The organism is Rhodoferax sp. XS2R6, from assembly GCF_056521365.1.
This window is the reverse complement of sequence record NZ_JBWMAY010000002.1, coordinates 440,814-458,191: the sequence shown is the minus strand read 5'-3', so window position 1 is coordinate 458,191 and position 17,378 is coordinate 440,814. Positions and strand designations below refer to the sequence as shown.

Annotated in this window: 15 protein-coding genes; 5 read left to right on the top strand and 10 right to left on the bottom strand. The window is 63.5% G+C overall.

Going from position 1 to position 17,378, the window contains the following annotated elements:
- Complete coding sequence (locus tag AC097A_RS08645; RefSeq protein ID WP_479620527.1) at positions 1–432, bottom strand: GNAT family N-acetyltransferase; 432 nt, start codon at positions 430–432, stop codon at positions 1–3.
- Positions 433–965: 533 nt separating this feature from the next.
- On the opposite strand from AC097A_RS08645, the gene AC097A_RS08640 reads away from it, so the two are divergent.
- Positions 966–1,388: an SRPBCC family protein gene (locus AC097A_RS08640; RefSeq protein WP_479620526.1), complete on the top strand. Its 423-nt coding sequence runs from the start codon at positions 966–968 to the stop codon at positions 1,386–1,388.
- Positions 1,389–1,585: 197 nt separating this feature from the next.
- On the opposite strand, the gene AC097A_RS08635 is transcribed toward AC097A_RS08640, so the two are convergent.
- Complete coding sequence (locus tag AC097A_RS08635) at positions 1,586–2,068, bottom strand: GreA/GreB family elongation factor (protein ID WP_479620525.1); 483 nt, start codon at positions 2,066–2,068, stop codon at positions 1,586–1,588.
- 246 nt (positions 2,069–2,314) lie between these two features.
- Between AC097A_RS08635 and trmB the strand changes: the two genes are divergently transcribed.
- From trmB to AC097A_RS08620, 3 genes are all read left to right on the top strand, one after another.
- Positions 2,315–3,106 (top strand): tRNA (guanosine(46)-N7)-methyltransferase TrmB, encoded by a 792-nt coding sequence (trmB, locus tag AC097A_RS08630; protein ID WP_479620524.1) that lies wholly within the window; start codon positions 2,315–2,317, stop codon positions 3,104–3,106.
- A gap of 10 nt (positions 3,107–3,116) precedes the next feature.
- Complete coding sequence (locus AC097A_RS08625; protein WP_479620523.1) at positions 3,117–4,046, top strand: pseudouridine synthase; 930 nt, start codon at positions 3,117–3,119, stop codon at positions 4,044–4,046.
- Positions 4,047–4,156: 110 nt separating this feature from the next.
- Positions 4,157–5,725, top strand: coding sequence for an EAL domain-containing protein (locus tag AC097A_RS08620; RefSeq protein ID WP_479620522.1), 1,569 nt, complete (start codon positions 4,157–4,159; stop codon positions 5,723–5,725).
- Here AC097A_RS08620 and AC097A_RS08615 read toward each other — a convergent pair.
- Genes AC097A_RS08615 through AC097A_RS08600 form a run of 4 tightly spaced genes read right to left on the bottom strand, consistent with a single transcriptional unit; the run spans position 5,722 to position 10,775 of the window.
- Positions 5,722–6,819, bottom strand: a complete 1,098-nt coding sequence (locus tag AC097A_RS08615; protein WP_479620521.1) for a rhomboid family intramembrane serine protease — start codon at positions 6,817–6,819, stop codon at positions 5,722–5,724. The two genes, AC097A_RS08620 and AC097A_RS08615, sit on opposite strands and share 4 nt — an antisense overlap.
- A 10-nt stretch (positions 6,820–6,829) precedes the next feature.
- A complete protein-coding gene (locus AC097A_RS08610; RefSeq protein ID WP_479620520.1) occupies positions 6,830–7,876 on the bottom strand; it encodes a TIGR03790 family protein in 1,047 nt (348 codons plus the stop codon).
- Positions 7,854–9,593, bottom strand: a complete 1,740-nt coding sequence (pabB, locus tag AC097A_RS08605) for an aminodeoxychorismate synthase component I (protein WP_479620519.1) — start codon at positions 9,591–9,593, stop codon at positions 7,854–7,856. The genes AC097A_RS08610 and pabB overlap by 23 nt, the downstream gene beginning before the upstream one ends.
- Before the next feature lie 30 nt (positions 9,594–9,623).
- Positions 9,624–10,775: a transglutaminase-like domain-containing protein gene (locus AC097A_RS08600; protein ID WP_479620518.1), complete on the bottom strand. Its 1,152-nt coding sequence runs from the start codon at positions 10,773–10,775 to the stop codon at positions 9,624–9,626.
- Positions 10,776–10,903: 128 nt separating this feature from the next.
- Between AC097A_RS08600 and dinG the strand changes: the two genes are divergently transcribed.
- Positions 10,904–13,063: an ATP-dependent DNA helicase DinG gene (dinG, locus tag AC097A_RS08595; RefSeq protein WP_479620517.1), complete on the top strand. Its 2,160-nt coding sequence runs from the start codon at positions 10,904–10,906 to the stop codon at positions 13,061–13,063.
- A gap of 21 nt (positions 13,064–13,084) precedes the next feature.
- Here dinG and gspG read toward each other — a convergent pair whose 3' ends face one another.
- From gspG to AC097A_RS08575, 4 genes are all read right to left on the bottom strand, one after another.
- The gene (gspG, locus tag AC097A_RS08590; protein ID WP_479620941.1) at positions 13,085–13,486 is read right to left on the bottom strand and encodes a type II secretion system major pseudopilin GspG; all 402 of its coding nucleotides are present in this window, start codon (positions 13,484–13,486) and stop codon (positions 13,085–13,087) included.
- A gap of 89 nt (positions 13,487–13,575) precedes the next feature.
- Complete coding sequence (locus AC097A_RS08585; protein ID WP_479620516.1) at positions 13,576–14,076, bottom strand: AgmX/PglI C-terminal domain-containing protein; 501 nt, start codon at positions 14,074–14,076, stop codon at positions 13,576–13,578.
- A 3-nt stretch (positions 14,077–14,079) separates the two neighbouring features.
- Entirely contained in the window at positions 14,080–15,699 is a 1,620-nt protein-coding gene (locus AC097A_RS08580) for an FG-GAP repeat protein (RefSeq protein ID WP_479620515.1), read from the bottom strand.
- 54 nt (positions 15,700–15,753) lie between these two features.
- Complete coding sequence (locus tag AC097A_RS08575) at positions 15,754–17,373, bottom strand: FG-GAP repeat protein (protein ID WP_479620514.1); 1,620 nt, start codon at positions 17,371–17,373, stop codon at positions 15,754–15,756.
- Between the last annotated feature and the right edge of the window lie 5 nt (positions 17,374–17,378).

The following is a 17,378-nucleotide window of genomic DNA, read 5'->3' as shown; positions in this document are numbered from 1 at the left end:
TTAGTTTTCGTCGATATAACCACGCTCGGCCGCAGCCTGCGCGTCCTGAAAAATAGCCATGGCGGTGCGCATGCGGCGAAAACCGAACTTGCGGTAGAACGGCTCCTTGCCCGGCACCGCATAAAGAATGATTTTCTTGTGCCCCTGCGACAAGGCTACCAGCCGCACCACGATCTCCTTGCCCAGACCTGTGCCCTGGTGGCTGGGCAACAGCGCCACGTCGCAAACATAGGCGCAGTCCACACCATCGGCCAGCACCCGGCCCACGCCCACCAACGCGCCATCGTCATACACAAAGCAACGGAACATGCTGTTGCCAAAGGCCGTTTTCAGCCCCTCGGGCGTCTTGTTGCCCAAAGGGGCAACACGGTAGAGCGCGGCGAGTTCGTCCCAGTCCAGGGAGTCGGTGGAATCAGACCAGTGGTATGTCATGGGGACTATCTCAGGAGTTCGCGTTGTCAACTTCGTTCTGTTTATCTTCACACGATTTGCCGGCATGGATGGCTTCCACCTAGCGTGTGTAGTGAATATTCAACACTCCCAATCGACTCGAAGCGGACCTCTTGCGTTTCCGACTCATGACTGGATAGCGGACATTCAACGCTGGCCCACCTGATGGTTGCGATGGACAGCCAGGTTGCCGCGAAAACCGATATTCCACCTTCGGGCAGCTCCGCGCTTGCCAAAATGAGCTGACACTTAACGTTTCAAACTGAGCAAAGCCGCTAGCTATTAGTCACCTCACGTCGAATCTGTGTTGTGGGCGGTAACCCGCCATGAATTTCTGTCATCAGCCCCATGCTGCGTGAGCCTTCTCGTCATAGGCGGCTCGAAAAATTCGGCTATAAATCAACGACATACATAAGCAGTCTTCTCACTCAGTTCGAGCTGCGGCACTTAGTGAACTTAACTTTCCTATCGCACTAGACCGCTCACACCACTTTTTCCATTTTTGAAAGTTCTAAATGAAAGTTGAACATCGAATCGCAATTGCCGCCTCCGCCGAAAGAGTCTTCCAAATATACGAAGATGTCCAAAACTGGCATACGTGGGACCCAGACACAAAGCAGGCATTTCTTGAAGGTCCATTTCGCGTCGGTAGCCGCGGTCGTCTCACTCCCCCTAAGGGCATGACGGTTCCTATGCTTCTTACTCAAGTTGAACCAGGCAAGTGCTTCACGGTCGAATCGAAGATTCCCCTGTTTCGCATGCTATTCGAGCACGAGCTCGTTCCCATGAAAGGAGCGACAGAGGTCATCCACAGGGTTACGTTCTCAGGTTTTCTGTCCTTTGTTCTAGGTCCTATGCTGTCCAGACAGCTGAACTCAGGTCTTCCGGTCACACTCAGGAAGCTAAAAGCTGTTGCAGAGGGTGCCGGTGCAGCCTAGACTTGCCGGTGATGCGTGGCGGCACCGGCCGCACTAGGAGGCCGCGTTACAGAAGCTGACTTCCACCAGCAGGCCAACCTTGCCTAGCCGAGCCACTGTGGGCCAGCCGTGGTTTCGGGCAATCTCGGTGCGGATGAAGTCTAGCCTCCAGGCACGTCTGCTGACCTCAGCCAATTTGGCGTGGGCTTGCTTGCGGATTAATAAACCCGCAGCACCTCAAATTGCTGTCGGATTGGAGCAACCTGCATCCAAACCTCATCACCCTCACATTTACCCAGCATGGCCCTGCCCAAAGGGGCTTCGCTACTGATAACCTGAACGAGCTGAGCGCCGCTGACCAACTTCATGCTGCCCCCATCCGGCCCGAGAAAGAGCTGTTGCTGCTTGTCATCGGAATCGACTAGGCAGACCAGCGCGCCGAGCTGAATACCTTTGCTGGCGTCGTAGGGGCGCGGGCGGAATTGGCGCCAATTGGCCATCGCCTGACGGATGCCTTCGGCGCGCCGAGCCTGGCCGGTAGCTAGGTAGGCAGCCTCGAGTCCCAATGTGTCGTATTTGTTTTCGGCAATGTTTTCTTCGTGAGTCGCCGTTTCATGGGCCGCACGCACTGCCTGTTCGGCTTGCAGCAGGTCTTCGGCGAGCCGCTCCAGCACCTGATGCTGCAGCAAGAATTTATCCATGATGAAAGGTAGGCATCTCGAAAAGCGGGGGGGTCTTGATTATGAAGTGCTTTACCAGCCTTAGATACTTCTGTTGGCGTCAGGTTAACTTCAGCTAGGCGGCTGCGTATCCCGCGGTACGACAAGTGGGAGCGATTGTTTTCCAGAGAGCAGTCACTGGCCAACTTCCGCAAGTTGGCCCAAACCGCCCCTTCCCTCGCCCCTGCATACAATGCAGGCCCGGCCTTTTTGCCGCGACTGCCGACCATGACCACCTCTACACCCGACACCACCCCGCCCGAGCACCCTGACGAAGAAGGCGCCAAGCCCTTCATGCGCACCATCAAGAGTTTTGTGAAGCGCGCGGGCCGCATGGGCAGTGGGCAGATCAAGGCGGTGGAGGAGTTGGGGCCGAAATTTCTCTTTCCCTACCAGCCATCTGCTATCGATTTCGAAGCTGCTTTCGCAGGTGCGGCGGGGGCTGAGGGCCAAAATGATGCCAAGACTGGCACACAGCGCCCGGTAGTCCTGGAGATTGGTTTTGGCATGGGCGAGGCCACGGCCCAAATTGCACTGACCCTGCCGGGCACCAACTTTTTGTGCTGCGAGGTGCATGAGGCCGGTGTGGGCGCCCTGCTCAAGCGCATTGGTGAAAACAACATTCCCAACATCCGCATCTGCAACCACGATGCCGTGGAGGTGATTGACCACATGCTGCCGCTGGCCAGCCTGGACGGTGTGCACATCTTCTTCCCCGACCCCTGGCACAAAACCAAGCACAACAAGCGCCGCCTGATTCAGAGCCCGCTGGTGGCCAAGCTGGCCGCGCGCCTGAAGCCCGGCGGCTACCTGCACGCGGCCACCGACTGGGAACCCTATGCCCAGCAGATTCTGGAAGTGCTGAGCGCCGAGCCCAAGCTCAAAAACCGCGCGCTGGCAGCTAACCCCGAACTGGCCGGCTACGCACCCAAGCCACACTACCGCCCGCTCACCAAGTTCGAGAACCGCGGCATCAAGCTCGGCCACGGCGTGTGGGACGTGGTGTTCGAACGCATTTAACCCGGCTGGCATGGCGCGCCCCCGCCCCAACGCCCCGCCCACGCGCAACGGGGTAGGCGCCAGCAGCGTGGTGCTGCCCGAGGGGCCTTGGGCCACGGTGCTCGAATTTCTGGTGCAACGCTTCCCCGGCATCACCCACGCCCAATGGCTGCAGCGCCTGCAGGACGGCGACGTGGTGGACGAGCAGGGCCTGGTGCTGGCGCCGCACAGCAGCTACACGCCCAAGCGCAGGCTCTACTACTACCGCGCGCTGGCGGCCGAGCCGCCCATCCCCTTTGACGAAGTAGTGCTGTGGCAGGACGAACACCTGCTGGTGGTGGACAAGCCGCACTTTCTGCCGGTCGTGCCCTCGGGCAAATACCTGCAAGAGACCGTGCTGGTGCGCCTGAAGAACCGGCTGGGGCTGCACGACTTGGTCCCCATCCACCGCATTGACCGCGACACCGCCGGCCTAGTGCTGTTCTCCATCAACCCTGCCACGCGCGACGCCTACCACGCGCTGTTTCGCGACCGGGTAGTGGCCAAGACCTACGAGTGCATCGCGCCGGCCAACCCCGCCCTGCCCTGGCCCCTCCACCGCGAGAGCCGCATCGCCGTGTCGTCCCACTTCATGCAACAGACCGAGGTGGACGGCCCCGTGAATGCCATCACCGACATCACACCGCTGGAAACTCTGGGGCCATGGGCCCGCTACCAGCTGCAACCGCTGACCGGCCAGCGCCACCAGCTGCGTGTGCACATGGCGGCGCTGGGCCTGCCCCTGCTGTTTGACGGCATGTACCCCACCCTCACCCCCGAAGACGCTACCGATTACGCCCGCCCGCTGCAGCTGCTGGCCCAGCGCATTGCCTTCATCGACCCGCTGAGCGGCGAGGCGCGGCAGTTTGAGAGTCAGCGCACGCTGCTGCCCTTGAAAAATCTGAATGAAATAGGCCTCTAACCCTTATGGAGTATGCGCAAGCAGCTCCTTAATTCATAGCAAATACAAGACCCAGGGAGCGCAGTACACTGCAGCAGCGCGCTGCAAGCTCAACCGCCTCCGAGGTGTTTTTGAACAAAAAGCTCACCATCACCATGGCCACATTGGCCGGTCTGCTGGCCGGGGCGATCCCCATCGGGGTGACGCTGCACATGGCCCAGCGGCAAAGCTTGCAGGCCGAGCAGCAGCACATGCTGGACTATGCCCACGCCGTGTTGCAGCGCTCCGAGCGTGCCACCAAGCAGGTGTATGCAGGCATTGCCAAACTGCAGACCCACAGCGATGCCCCCTGCTCTGCCGCCCAAATGGCCCGCATGGGCGAGATCGATCTGGTCTCAGCCGACATTCAGGCCATGGCCCACATCGCCAACGGGCGCTTGCTGTGCACCTCGTACGGCAAGCTGGAACAAGCCTACACACTGCCCCCCGTGCCAGGCGCCCCCAGCAAGGATGGCATCACCCTGTACACGCAGGTGCAGCTGCCATTTGCGCCGGGCATGACTTTCATTGTGGTGGAGCGCGGAGGCTACGCAGCCATCGTGCACGAAGCCATCACCGTCGACATTCCCACGACGCCAGCCGATGTCTCGCTGGCCACGTATTCCCCCCGCAACGGTAGTTTCCGGTCCACACGCGGAACGGTGCAGCGCGCCTGGATAGACCGCCCACGCACTGGTGGCCAGGCCACCTTCATGGCCGATGGTTATCTGGTGGCCACCGTGGAGTCGCGCAACTTCTCTACGGTGACGCTGGCGGCATTGCCGCTGGCACAGCTGCAGGCCCACACCACGGCGGTCATTCGGGAGCTGCTGCCGCTGGGCATTCTGGCGGGCCTGGCACTGGCGTTTTTGGTGTTTCTGGTGGCGCGCCAGCAGATGGCGCTGCCCGCCATGATCCGCACCGGGCTGCGCAGAAACGAGTTTTACCTGCTCTACCAGCCCCTCATCGACCTGCACACGGGCGCATGCGTAGGGGCCGAAGCCCTGCTGCGCTGGCGCCGTGGGGATGGCCTGGCCATGGGCCCAGACAAGTTCATTCCCGTGGCCGAAGAGTCGGGCTTGATCCAGGCCCTGACCCAGCGCGTGCTCCTGCTGTGCGCACAAGACCTGGGGGACCTGCTGGTGCGCTACCCGGGCTTTCATATCGGCGTCAACCTGTCGTCGCTGGACCTCAAGTCGGCGTGCACGGTGGAGCGCCTGCGTGCCCTGCAGCACAGCAGCGGGGCCGGCCCACAGCAGCTGGTGGTGGAGGCCACCGAGCGCGGCCTGATGGACACAGTGCGAGTGCGCGAGATCATCCGGGATATTCGCGCGCTGGGTATCGAGGTGGCGGTGGACGACTTTGGCACGGGCTACTCCAGCCTGTCTTACCTGGGCACCTTTGCGCTGGATTACCTGAAGATCGACAAATCGTTTGTGGACACCCTGGGCACCGGGGCCGCCACCAGCCATGTGGCCATGCACATCATCGACATGGCCAAGGATCTGAACCTGAAGATGATTGCCGAGGGCGTGGAGACCGAAGACCAGGCACGCCTGCTGCGCGAGCGTGGTGTGCAGCTGGCACAGGGCTGGCTGTTTGGCAAACCCATGCCTATGCCGCAATTGGTGCAGCGGCTGGTGCTGCAGCAGCGCGCCTAGCGCCGGGGCAGCAGCGGTGCAGAGGCGGGGCGCAAGGCCGCGTCCAGTGCCTGGGCATCGCCTCGGCGCAGACCATCAGACAGCGTGCGTGCTGCCTCTGCACGCTGCACCGCATAGGCCTGCAAAGCCCCCAGCGTAGCGGCCGAGGGCGCATCCCCGGCTGGGGCGACAGCGGCCAGGCGGTCAAAACTGCGCGCGTAGCCCGCGGCCACTTCAGCGTCTATGCGCCCGGCCAGTTGCTCAAAAGTTTGCCCACCCTGCTGGCCGCTCTGCACCAGGCTGCCCCAGCGCTGGCTGATGCGCTGGTCTTCTTGCAAAAACTGGGCAATGCCGGCCCGGGCCTTCAGCTCTTCCCCCATCAGGTAGGGCGGTGCTGGCAAGGTGCGCCACAGCAGCGCCACCAGCAGCAACACCCCGCTGGCAGATGCCCACTGCCAAGCCCGCACTGGCGGGCTCTGGGCTGTCCACTGGCGGGCCAGCAGCCCGCCCAGCAAGGCGCCCGCCAGCAGGCCACCGGCGTGTGCCGCGTTGTCTATGCCAGGCAGTACCAAGCCCAGACCCAGCATCAATGCCGTAAAAAACAGTGCCCCACCAAACAGCCAGCGAAATTCGGACCGGTCCACCTGCCGGCGCTCGCGCCACAAAAACACCAGCAAGGCCCCGTACAGGCTGAACACCGCGCCCGATGCCCCGCCCGACACCGCCTGGTTGCCCTGCACCACCAGCGACACGCCATTGCCCAACACCCCGCTGCCCAGGTACAGCGCCGCAAACCGCCAGCGCCCCAGCAGCCCCTCCATCAGGCGGCCCACATCCCACAGCGCCCACATATTCAGCGCCAGGTGCATCACCCCAAAATGCACAAACATGGCCGTGCCCAAGCGCCACCACTGGCCATCTTGCGTGGCCGGGCCAAAGTTGGCCCCCCAAGCCAAGGGCACGCCCTGCGCCGCATGCCACCAGCCCGCCCCGGCCAGCAACATGGCCAAGAAGACCATCACATTGACTGCCAGCACCCCACACACCACGGGCGCTGCAGATGCGGGGCTGCGCATCAGGTCCAGCAGGCTACGAGAGGGGGTCACTGATGCCATGGTGTGTGCCTCAGCGCCCGAAGGGGGCGGCCAGCGGCTCGCCGATGAACACGCCTTGTGCGGGCCAGGCCACGCTGCGCCAGTAGGCTTCCAGCGCACTGGCGCCTTGGGCGTAATGCGCCAGCAGCAAGGCGGGGTGGGGAAACTTTTGCAGATGGTTACAGGGTTCACTCACCGTACCGTAACTTGCCGTGGCGCCGGCCTCCAGCCAGTCCAGCACACTCATCTGGCCTTGTGCGTGGAGCAGCTGCCCGCCGAATGAGGTGAGGTGGTCCGCCAGCGCGCCCGGCAGCCATGCGATGCGCGCCATGTGCTCCTCACGCACACTGCCGGTTTGGTAGAGGATGACACGGGGCAAGGGCTCGGCCTGGCTGCTGTCCACGCGGTCAATCTGCAGGCCCAATGCAGGCACCACCGCAGCCACAGGAAACAGGGGGGCACGCACATTGCGCGCCTTGTCGAGGGTGGAGACAAACACGGCGTGGGCCAGTGGCACACCGCGCTTGCCCAGTTGCTGGTCGGCAGCCAGGCCACGGTCAATCAGCGCCTTGGCACTCTCCACGCTGCGGGCGGCCAGCAGCATGGAGGGGCGCAGGCCCTGTTCCGTATGCGCGGGGGTGAGCACTCGGTTAAACAGTGGCGAGGGCTTGCTGGGGGCACAGGTGTTTTTGCACACCTCGGGGTCAAAGCCCAGCGTCACGGCAGCGGTGATGCCATTGCACTCCACCGCATAGGGCTGGGCCCAGGCAAGCACTAATGCACGGGTCTTGCCACCCAAGGCGGCCTTGAGTTGCGCTTGCAGCGGCTCAAACTCGGCCGCACTGAGCACGGGTTTCACGGGCAGGTCTACAACCAGCACCTGGCTGGCATCTAGGCCCCGCTGGCGCACGTAGTAGTCACCCACCGCCACTGAATACGGGTCGGCCTGGTTAACCACCAGGCCCAGGTCTGCCGCCAACACACGTTTGGCACCATGGCCTGCCACCTGTGCGCAGACACCGGCACCAAGCAGCAGCAATAGCGCGCAGAGCGCCTTAGGAGGCCACCAACTCGGCATCCAGCCAGCCTCGCAAACTGTTGACAAACGCCAGGCCTTGCGCGCGCTGCAAGTCTTCCACCCGCACCACGGCCTCGCTCACGCGGCCGCTTTGCAAATGCACCGCACGGCCAATACCGGGCAGTAAGCCACAGGCCAGCGGCGGTGTGATCCAGCGGCCATCCAGCAGCACGGCGATGTTGCCACGTGTGCACTCGGTCACTTCGCCCTGGGGGTTGAACAACACGGTGTCAAACACCGTGGCATCGCTAGGCGTGAAGGCGTCGTAGTGGGCGCGGCGTGTGGTTTTGAAACGCACAAACTCACTGTGCGCATCGGCCAAAGGGGCACTGGCCAGTTGCAGCCGCACGGGCTGGGGCGTGTCCACCAGCGCAAAGGCCTGGGCCTGAAAATGCCCGTGGGCTGGCAACAGCAGGCGCACACGGTACGGGCCCTTGGGGTGCGTGGTGGCCAAGGTTTGCAACGCTTGCAGTGCGCGCTGCCGGTCCCACGGCATGCCAAAGTGCGCTGCCGCCGTGGCCATGCGGTCCAGGTGCAGATCGACATGCGGCAACACACCGTCGCGCAGTGCCAGCGTTTCCAGCAATTCAAAGGGCTGGCTGGCGCGTTCCAAAAACATGCGTTTGCTGCGCCACTCGTTCCACTCCCCCTCGGCCTGCGCATCAAAGGTAATGCCACTGCCAATGCCACAGCGCGCCGCGTCGCCCTGCACGGTGACGGTGCGAATCGCCACGTTGAAGGTGGCGTGGCCGCCGGGGCGCACCACACCCACCGCGCCGCAGTACACACCGCGCGGCGCGGGTTCCAGCGCTTTGATCATGCGCATGGCTTGCACCTTGGGTGCGCCGGTGATGGAGCCACACGGAAACAGCGCGGTGAACACCTCCAGCAGCGTGGTGCCGGGGCGTGTGGTCGCCTCCACGTCCGAGGTCATTTGCCACACCGTGGGCAACGCCTCCAGATGGAACAGGCGTGGCACCTTCACACTGTGGGGCTGCGCAAGGCGGGACAGGTCGTTGCGGATCAGGTCCACGATCATCACGTTTTCGGCCCGCTCTTTGGGGGTATTGCGCAGCTGCGTGGCGTTGGCGGCATCGTCCTCGGGCGTGGCGCCACGTGCGGCGGTGCCCTTCATGGGGCGGCTCAGGATGTGCGTGCCATCCCAGTCAAAAAACAACTCGGGCGAGACCGAGAGCACCTGCTCGGTCCCGGCGTCGATGAAAGCGCTGTAGGCCCGTGGCTGGGCGCGGCGCAGCGCCTGAAAATAGGCCAGCGCACTGCCCGCAAATTGGGCCTGCAGTGGCGCGGTGTAGTTGACCTGGTACAGCTCTCCCGCCGCAATGGCCCGATGGATCTCTGCCATGTTCTGGTCAAACACCACACGCTCCACGCCACCGTCCCACACCACCGTGGGCTCGGCGGCACTGGCGGGCAAGACGTCTGGCAAGGGCTGCGTGTGCACGCCAAACCAGGCCAGCGGCCCGTCGGCCGCATGCACCTGCAGCGCCGCGTCAAACGCGGGTGCCGCCTCGTACCGCACATAACCCACACACCAGCGTCCTTGGCGGCTTAGCGCGTCGACTTGCGCCAGCACCGCGGCCACCTCGTCCACCGCATGCGCCACCAGCACCTGGTCGGGCGGCCCAAACGCCAGCCGCAGCGGGGCTGCGGTGTGGTGCGGGTCACCAAAATCAATCAGGGCATGGGGCTGGGGCATAGGCAGAGTGTGGGGCATTCGTCAGGCCGTTCAGGCCGCGATTTCCTTGGCGCTGATTTGGTACTTGAAGTCGTCCGGCGCGTAAGAGTCCAGGCGGCCCGCGGCAGTCTCGGCCGCCGGGTACATAAAGAAGCCCAGCTTGGGGCCGGTGGACTGGGGCAGTGCCACATCATGTGCCACGTTGTAGGCCATCCAGTTACCTTCCCAGCCGCCAAACAGGCCCTTGTTCACGGGCGCCACCAAGGGGTTCTTGGCGGTCTTGATCCACTCCGGGGTTTCCTGGCGCATCACCTTGGCCACGTCGGCCGGGTCCATGCCCACCCAACCATGGCCCTTGAGGTAGACCTCGGCACGGCAGTGTTGTGCCCCCTTGAGGCTGGCAGAGTTGCCCCCCAGCTCACGGTAACCAAAGGCACTGGGCGCCACGCGCAGGCCGTACACGTCGCGCGCGGGGATACCCACGGAGCGGCACAGGCCCACAAACAGCGCATTCAGGTCGGCGCACTTGCCGCCCAGGTTGTTGGTTTCCAGCATGGTCTTGATGTCGCCCTCGCCACAGCCACGCACCTTGGGTTCGCGGTAGGTGTTGGTCACGATCCAGTCGAACAGCTTTTGGGCCCTCTCCACATCGGTCTTGGCGCCGCGGGTGGCTTCCAGCGCGGTGGTGCGCACAATGCCGTCGGTGGGCAGCAGGCTGGTCGGTTGGGTCCAGTACTTGAGGCTGGCGGCGTCTTCGGCGGGGGCAGACTTTTGGCTCCAGTCCTGAGCCCGGTTCTGGGTCTGGATGCGACTGGTCAGCTCCACAAAAGGTTTGGCCTGGTCGGCAGCAAACTCCACAAACAACATGCGTGCGCCATAGGTGTTGTCGTCTTCCATGCGGGCGGTGCCATTGGTCTGATAACTGCTTTCCAGTGACTTTTGCCAGTCGCTGTTGACCGAGGGAATGGGCAGCCACAGGCGGGTCGCGCCCTGGGGTTTGGCAATGTCCACCCGGGTGGTGACCTCAAAGGTGCGCCACGCGCCCGGCTTGGGGCTGAACTGGCGCTCGACCGTACTGGCCGATTGTGCAAAATTGATAGCAGGTAGCGCAGTACCCACAAGGGCTACAGCCGAATTGGCCATAAATTTACGGCGCGAAGCCACACGGGAAGCCACGGGGGCAGAAGAAGTAACGGGGGTCATACAGAGATCTCCGGGTGGATGAAAAGGCGGCGCGTACGGCGTAACACAAAGTACCCCGGGGTGGCGCAGGCCCGATTATCCCTGCTGCCTGTATATTCAGCCCTCCCCCGCGCTGAAGGTCCCCCCGTTTGTCCGACTTTTCCTCCCTGCCGCCCGCCAGCGCCGCCCTGGCCCAGCACGCCCTGCACGCCTTCGAGACCGTGGTGGGCAGCACCAGTGGCTTTAGGCGCCGCCCCGGCCAGCACCAGATGGCCGAAACCGTGGCCGCCACGCTGGCGCAAGCCGATATTGGCGAGCACCCCAACCCCACCAAGGCCATTGCCGTCATCCAGGCTGGTACCGGCGTGGGCAAGAGCGCAGCCTATGCCTCTACCGCCATTGCCATGGCGCTGGAACGCAAGACGCGCGTCATCATCAGCACCGCCACCGTAGCCCTGCAAGAGCAGCTGATGACCAAGGACTTGCCCGCCCTGGCGCGCAGCATGGACCAGCCCTTTGCCTACGCGCTGGCCAAGGGCCGCGGGCGCTACGTCTGCAAGGTGAAGCTGGAACGTCTGGTGGGCAGTGGCGCGGCCGAAGACGATATGTTTGACGACGACAGGCCGCAGCCCAAGGTGTCGGCGTTGTCGCAAGAGGCCATCGAAGAACGCCGCCAGTCGCTCTACGAGAGCATGGCGCACAAGCTGGCCGTGGTGAGCTGGGACGGCGACCGCGACACCTTGCCCGATACGCCGGACCCGCGCGACTGGTCAGCCGTGGCCGCCGAACGCCACACTTGCACGGCGCGCCACTGCCCGCGCTACAAAGAATGCAGCTATTACAACGCGCGCACCAAGCTGGCCGAGGCCAATGTCATCGTGGCCAACCACGACCTGGTGCTGGCATCCTTGGGCATGAAGACCCTGCCCGACCTGGACAACTGCCTGGTGGTGTTTGACGAAGGCCACCACCTGCCGGCCGTGGCGCTGGACCAGTTCTCCAACGCCATGGACCTGAGCAATCTGCGCTGGCTGGACAAGCTGCCCAAGGCCATGAACGAGGTGGCCGGCAAGCTGGCACTGCATGTGGGCGAAGACGTACAAACCGTGACCAGCCAGCTCAAGGGCGCACTCACCACGCTGGCCCGCATGGCCATGGACCTGGTGTGGGCCCACACGGGCCAGAACGCGCGCGGCGAAGGCAATGACGGCACGTTGCGTTTTGCCAATGGTGTGTTGCCCGATGCGCTGGTGGATCCGGTGACCCAAATCCACGCGCAGGCGAATGGCCTGTCCAAGGCGCTGGAGGCGCTGGGTGTGGATGTGAAAGCTATCGCCAAAGACGACCCGTCGCAGGCCGTGTTGTGCGCCCAGCTGTATGCGCAGCTGGGTGGCCTGGCACCGCGCCTGGGCAGCCTGGTATCTACCGCGCAGCTGCTGCTGGAACATGGCGAGCAGCCGCTGGCCAAATGGCTGCAGGCCGAGAGCGACAACGGCTACCTGACCATGACTGCGCATGCCTGCCCCATCGTGCCGGGCGACTTGCTGCGCCAGTTTTTGTGGAGCCAGGTGCGCGGCGCCATCGTCACCAGTGCATCCCTCACCAGCTGCGGCAGTTTTGACTACTTCCTCAAGGAAGCGGGCCTGTCCAACAAGGCCTATGTCACCGCCTTGGAAGTGGCCAGCCCCTTCAACTACAGCGCCCAGGGCAGCCTGACCGTGGTGCACACCCAGGCCGACCCCAAACACGCCGACGCCTATACGGCCGAGATGGTGCGTGCGCTCATGGACGACATCGAGCAGGTCAAACGCGGCGCGCTGGTGCTGTTCACCAGCCGTGCGCAGATGCGTGCCGCCACCGACGCCCTGCCCGGCCATTTGATGGACATGGTGCTGGTGCAGGGCACGCAGTCGCGCACACGCTTGCTGGCAGCCCACGCCGAGCGCGTGGAGAGTGGTTTGCCGTCTGTGCTGTTTGGCCTGCAAAGCTTTGGCGAGGGGCTAGACCTGCCCGGTGCGCTGTGCGAAACCGTGTTCATTGCCAAGCTACCATTCGCACCACCCAGCGACCCGGTGGACGAAGCGCGCGCCGAGTGGCTACGCAGCGTGGGGCGCGACCCCTTCAACGAGCTGGTGATCCCCGCCACGGGGGTGAAGCTGCTGCAGTGGACCGGCCGCGCCATCCGCACCGAGGAAGACCGCGCGCAGGTCATTTGTTACGACAAGCGCCTGACGCAGACGAGTTATGGCAAGCGCATGTTGGCGGGGTTGCCGGCGTATAAGTTGGGGACGCGGGTGGTAGGCAACTGAACTGGGCCAATCTTATGACTACTAGTTGCCAAGGTCGGCATTCTTGCCTTCACCGTCAGGCATGCCATCGGCGCCGTAAGACATCACATCTACCTCGCCTTTAATGCCGGGATTCAGGTAAATATAGGGATTGCCCCAGGGGTCTTTGGGCAACTGATCCACGTAACTTCTCCAATTGATTGGCGCTGGTGCCACCGTCGGTTTAGTCAATAAAGCCTGTAGTCCCTGCAGCGCAGATGGGTAGCGCAAATTGTCCAAGCGGTACAGCTTGAGAGCTTGCGTCAGGTTGGCAATGTCAGTCTTGGCCGCAGTGACGCGGGCATCGTCAGCCCGGTCCAGAACGTTGGGCACGATCAGTACCGCCAACACGCCGATGATCAGAAGTACCACCATTAATTCAATCAAAGTAAAGCCAGCTTGCAAAAAATGTCCTGGGCCATAGCGTCTGCTCAAGGCAGCAGTGTGTGTGCTTGAACCAGAGAAAGTGAATCGGGTTAAAACGCTCGGGTAGATCATTTCGCGTTCGGGTCTTGCTTGAAAAATAGCTTGTGCGTCGCGTAGTAGGGCTGGCCACCGGGCGGCGGCGGGAAGACGATGGCGGCCAGCGCAGCCCGCACCCCCTCATTAAAGGCGGCGTTCTCAAAGCCGCTGTTCATCACCGCCACCTGTGTGGCCTTGCCGTCCGGGGTGATGGTCCAGTCCAGCGTCATGGCGCCTTCGGTCTGCTTGGGCTTGGTCGCCAAGTAGGCCAGCCAGGGCTTCTGGATCTCTGGCGCCTGTTTGCGGATGGCGTTCTTGACGGCCTCGTCCTTGTAGGGGTCGGCTTCCCGGCCTTGCTTGGCGCCGGGCTTGCTGGCCTGAGCCGCCAGAGTGCGTAGTTGCTCCTGGGTCAGTGGCGCCTGGGCCGGTGCGCGCAGAAACCAGAGCCAGGAGCCGATGAGGGCGATAACGAGCACGGCCGCCGCTGCCAGGGCTGTGGTGGTGGTCTTGTTGTTGAAAGAGATACGTGTCATGACTCAGTTTCCGAAGTTGAAGATGTAAGCCGCGCCGGCAGTCGTTGCCGAGTTGTCAGCGCTGGCGGTGCTGCCATGGGTGATGGTGTTCTGGTTGCTGGATTCGCCATAGGCACCCACCACGACGGTGCTGCCACTGATGGCCACGCTGGAGCCGAAGTAGTCGTCGCTCTCGGCATTGGCGGCCTTGAGGTAGGCCTGCTGGCTCCAGCTGCTGCCGCTGCGCACGAACACATAGGCCGCGCCGGCATCGGATGCCGAGTTGTCGGCGCTGGCGGTGCTGCCGTTGGTGCTGGTGGTCTGGTTGCTGGCTTCGCCGTTCGCGCCGACGACGATGGTGTCGCCCCTGATGGCCACACTCTCGCCAAACTGGTCGCCCGTCCCGACATTGGGTGCCTTGAGGTAGGCCTGCTGACTCCAGCTGCTGCCGCTGCGGACAAACACATAGGCCGCGCCGGCAGCGGATGCCGAGTTGTCGGCGCTGGCCGTGCTGCCATTGGTGATGGTGGTCTGGTTGCTGTCCTCATAGTGGGCACCCACGACGATGGTGTCGCCGCTGATGGCCACGCTGTTGCCAAACCTGTCGTTGGCCTCGGCATTGGAGGCCTTGAGGTAGGCCTGCTGGCTCCAGCTGCTGCCGCTGCGCACGAAGACGTAGGCCGCGCCGGCGTTGGATACCGAGTTGTTGACGCTGGCGGAGCTGCCGTTGGTGATGGTGGTCTGGTTGCTGTCCTCCAGGTTGGCCACCACCACGATGGTGTCGCCGCTGATGGCCACACTAGTGCCAAAGTGGTCATCTGCCTCGGCATTGGGTGCCTTGAGGTAGGCCTGCTGGCTCCAGCTGCTGCCGCTGCGCACGAAGACGTAGGCCGCGCCAGCACGGGAGGCCAAGTTGTCGGCGCTGGCGGTGCTGCCATTGGTGATGGTGGTCTGGTTGCTGGCCTCGCTCGTGGCACCCACCACGATGGTGTCGCCGCTGATGGCCACGCTGGAGCCGAAGAAATCGCTCGCCTCGGCATTGGGCGCCTTGAGGTAGGCCTGCTGGGTCCAGCTGCTGCCGTTGCGCACGAAGACGTAGGCCGCACCGGCAAGCGATGCCGAGTTGTTGGTGCTGGCGGAGCTGCCGTTGGTGATGGTGGTCTGATTGCTGTCCTCATAGAGGGCACCCACGACGATGGTGTCGCCGCTGATGGCCACGCTGAAGCCAAACCTGTCGTTGGCCTCGGCATTGGGGGCCTTGAGATAGGCCTGCTGGCTCCAGGTCGTTCCGCTGCGCACGAAGACATAGGCTGCGCCGGCACCGGAGGCCGAGTTGTCGGCGCTGGCCGTGCTGCCATTGGTGATGGTGGTCTGGTTGCTGTCTTCGGCTTCTGCGACGACGACGAGGGTGTCGCCGCTGATGGCTACGCTGTTGCCGAAGAAATCGTAGCCCTCGGCATTGGGGGCCTTGACATAGGCCTGCTGGCTCCAGGTACTGGCGGCGGCGCTGCTGCTGCTCCCACCGCCGCCCCCACCACCTCCACAGGCGCTGAGGCCGCTGGCCAGCACGGCGGCGGTGAGCAGGGTGCCCCAGCGGGTGCCGGTGGGCGAAGGGCTGCGCGGGGAACTATCGTGACGCATCATGAAAATCTCTCCGATGAACGGGGGAAGAGGAAGGAATGCAGAGACGTTCATCGCTCAGTTCCCGAACTTGAAGACATAGGCCGCACCAGCAAGAGATGCCGAGTTGTCGGCGCTGGCGGTGATGCCATTGGTGATGGAGTTCTGGGGGCTGTCTTCCTGATGCGCGCCCACCACAAGGGTGCTGCCACTGATGGCCACGCTGGTGCCGAATTGGTCGTCAGCGTCGGCATTGGAGGCCTTGAGGTACGCCTGCTGGCTCCAGCTGGTACCGCTGCGCACAAAAACGTAGGCCGCGCCGGCGTTGGAGGCCGAGTTGTCGGCGCTGGCGGAGCTGCCGTTGGTGATAGTGGTCTGGTTGCTGCCCTCGCTCGTGGCACCCACCACGAGGGTGTCGCCGCTGATGGCCACGCTGATGCCGAACTGGTCGATCGCCTCGGCATTGGAGGCCTTGAGATAGGCCTGTTGGCTCCAGCTGCTGCCGCTGCGCACGAAGACGTAGGCCGCGCCGGCAGCGGATGCCGAATTGTCGGCGCTGGCGGTGCTGCCATTGGTGATGGTGGCCTGGTTGCTGTCCTCATTGAGGGCGCCCACCACGATGGTGTTGCCGCTGATGGCCACGCTGTAGCCGAAGTAGTCGTTGGCCCCGGCATTGGGGGCCTTGAGGTACGCCTGCTGGCTCCAGCTGGTACCGCTGCGCACAAAAACGTAGGCCGCACCGGCAGCGAAAGCCGAATTGTCGGTGCTGGCGGTCGCGCCGTTGGTGATGGTGGTCTGGTTGCTGTCTTCAGCGTAAGGACTGACGACGATGGTGTCATCGCTGATGGCCACTCTGTAGCCAAAGAAATCAGCTGAATCGGCGTTGGGCGCTTTGAGATAGGCCTGCTGGCTCCAGGCCGTGCCGCTGCGCACGAAGACGTAGGCGGCACCGGCAGCTGAGGCTGAATTGTTGCTGCTGGCGGTGCTGCCGTTGGTGATCGTGGTCTGGTTGCTGTTTTCTTTGGTGGCACCGACGACGATGGTGTCACCACTGATGGCTACGCTGGCACCAAAACTGTCGTTGGCCTCGGCGTTGGGAGCCTTGAGGTAGGCCTGCTGGATCCAGGTGCTGCCGCTGCGGGTGAACACATAGGCTGCGCCGGCACCGGAGGCCGAATTGTCGGCGCTGGCGGTGCTGCCATTGGTGATCGTGGTCTGGTTGCTGCTTTCAGCGAAAGCGCCAACGACGATGGTGTCACCGCTGATGGCCACGCTTTCGCCAAATTGGTCGCCCGCCTCGGCATTGGGTGCCTTGAGATAGGCTTGCTGACTCCAGCCGTTGCCGTTGCGCACAAACACATAGGTCGCGCCTGCAGTGGAAGCCGAGTTATCGGCGCTAGCCGTGCTGCCGTTGGTGATGGTGGTCTGGGGGCTGTCTTCGTTGTCTGCGCCCACCACGAGGGTGTCGCCGCTGATGGCCACGCTGGTGCCGAATAGGTCGTTGGCCTCGGCATTGGGTGCCTTGACATAGGCCTGCTGGCTCCAGGTACTGGCGGTGGCACTGCTGCCTCCACCGCCGCCACCACCACCACCGCCACAGGCGCTGAGGCTGCTGGCCAGCACAGCAGCAGCAAGCCGGACACCCCAACGGGTACCGCTGCGCGAAGGGCTGCGTGGGGAACTATCGTGCCGCATCATGAAAA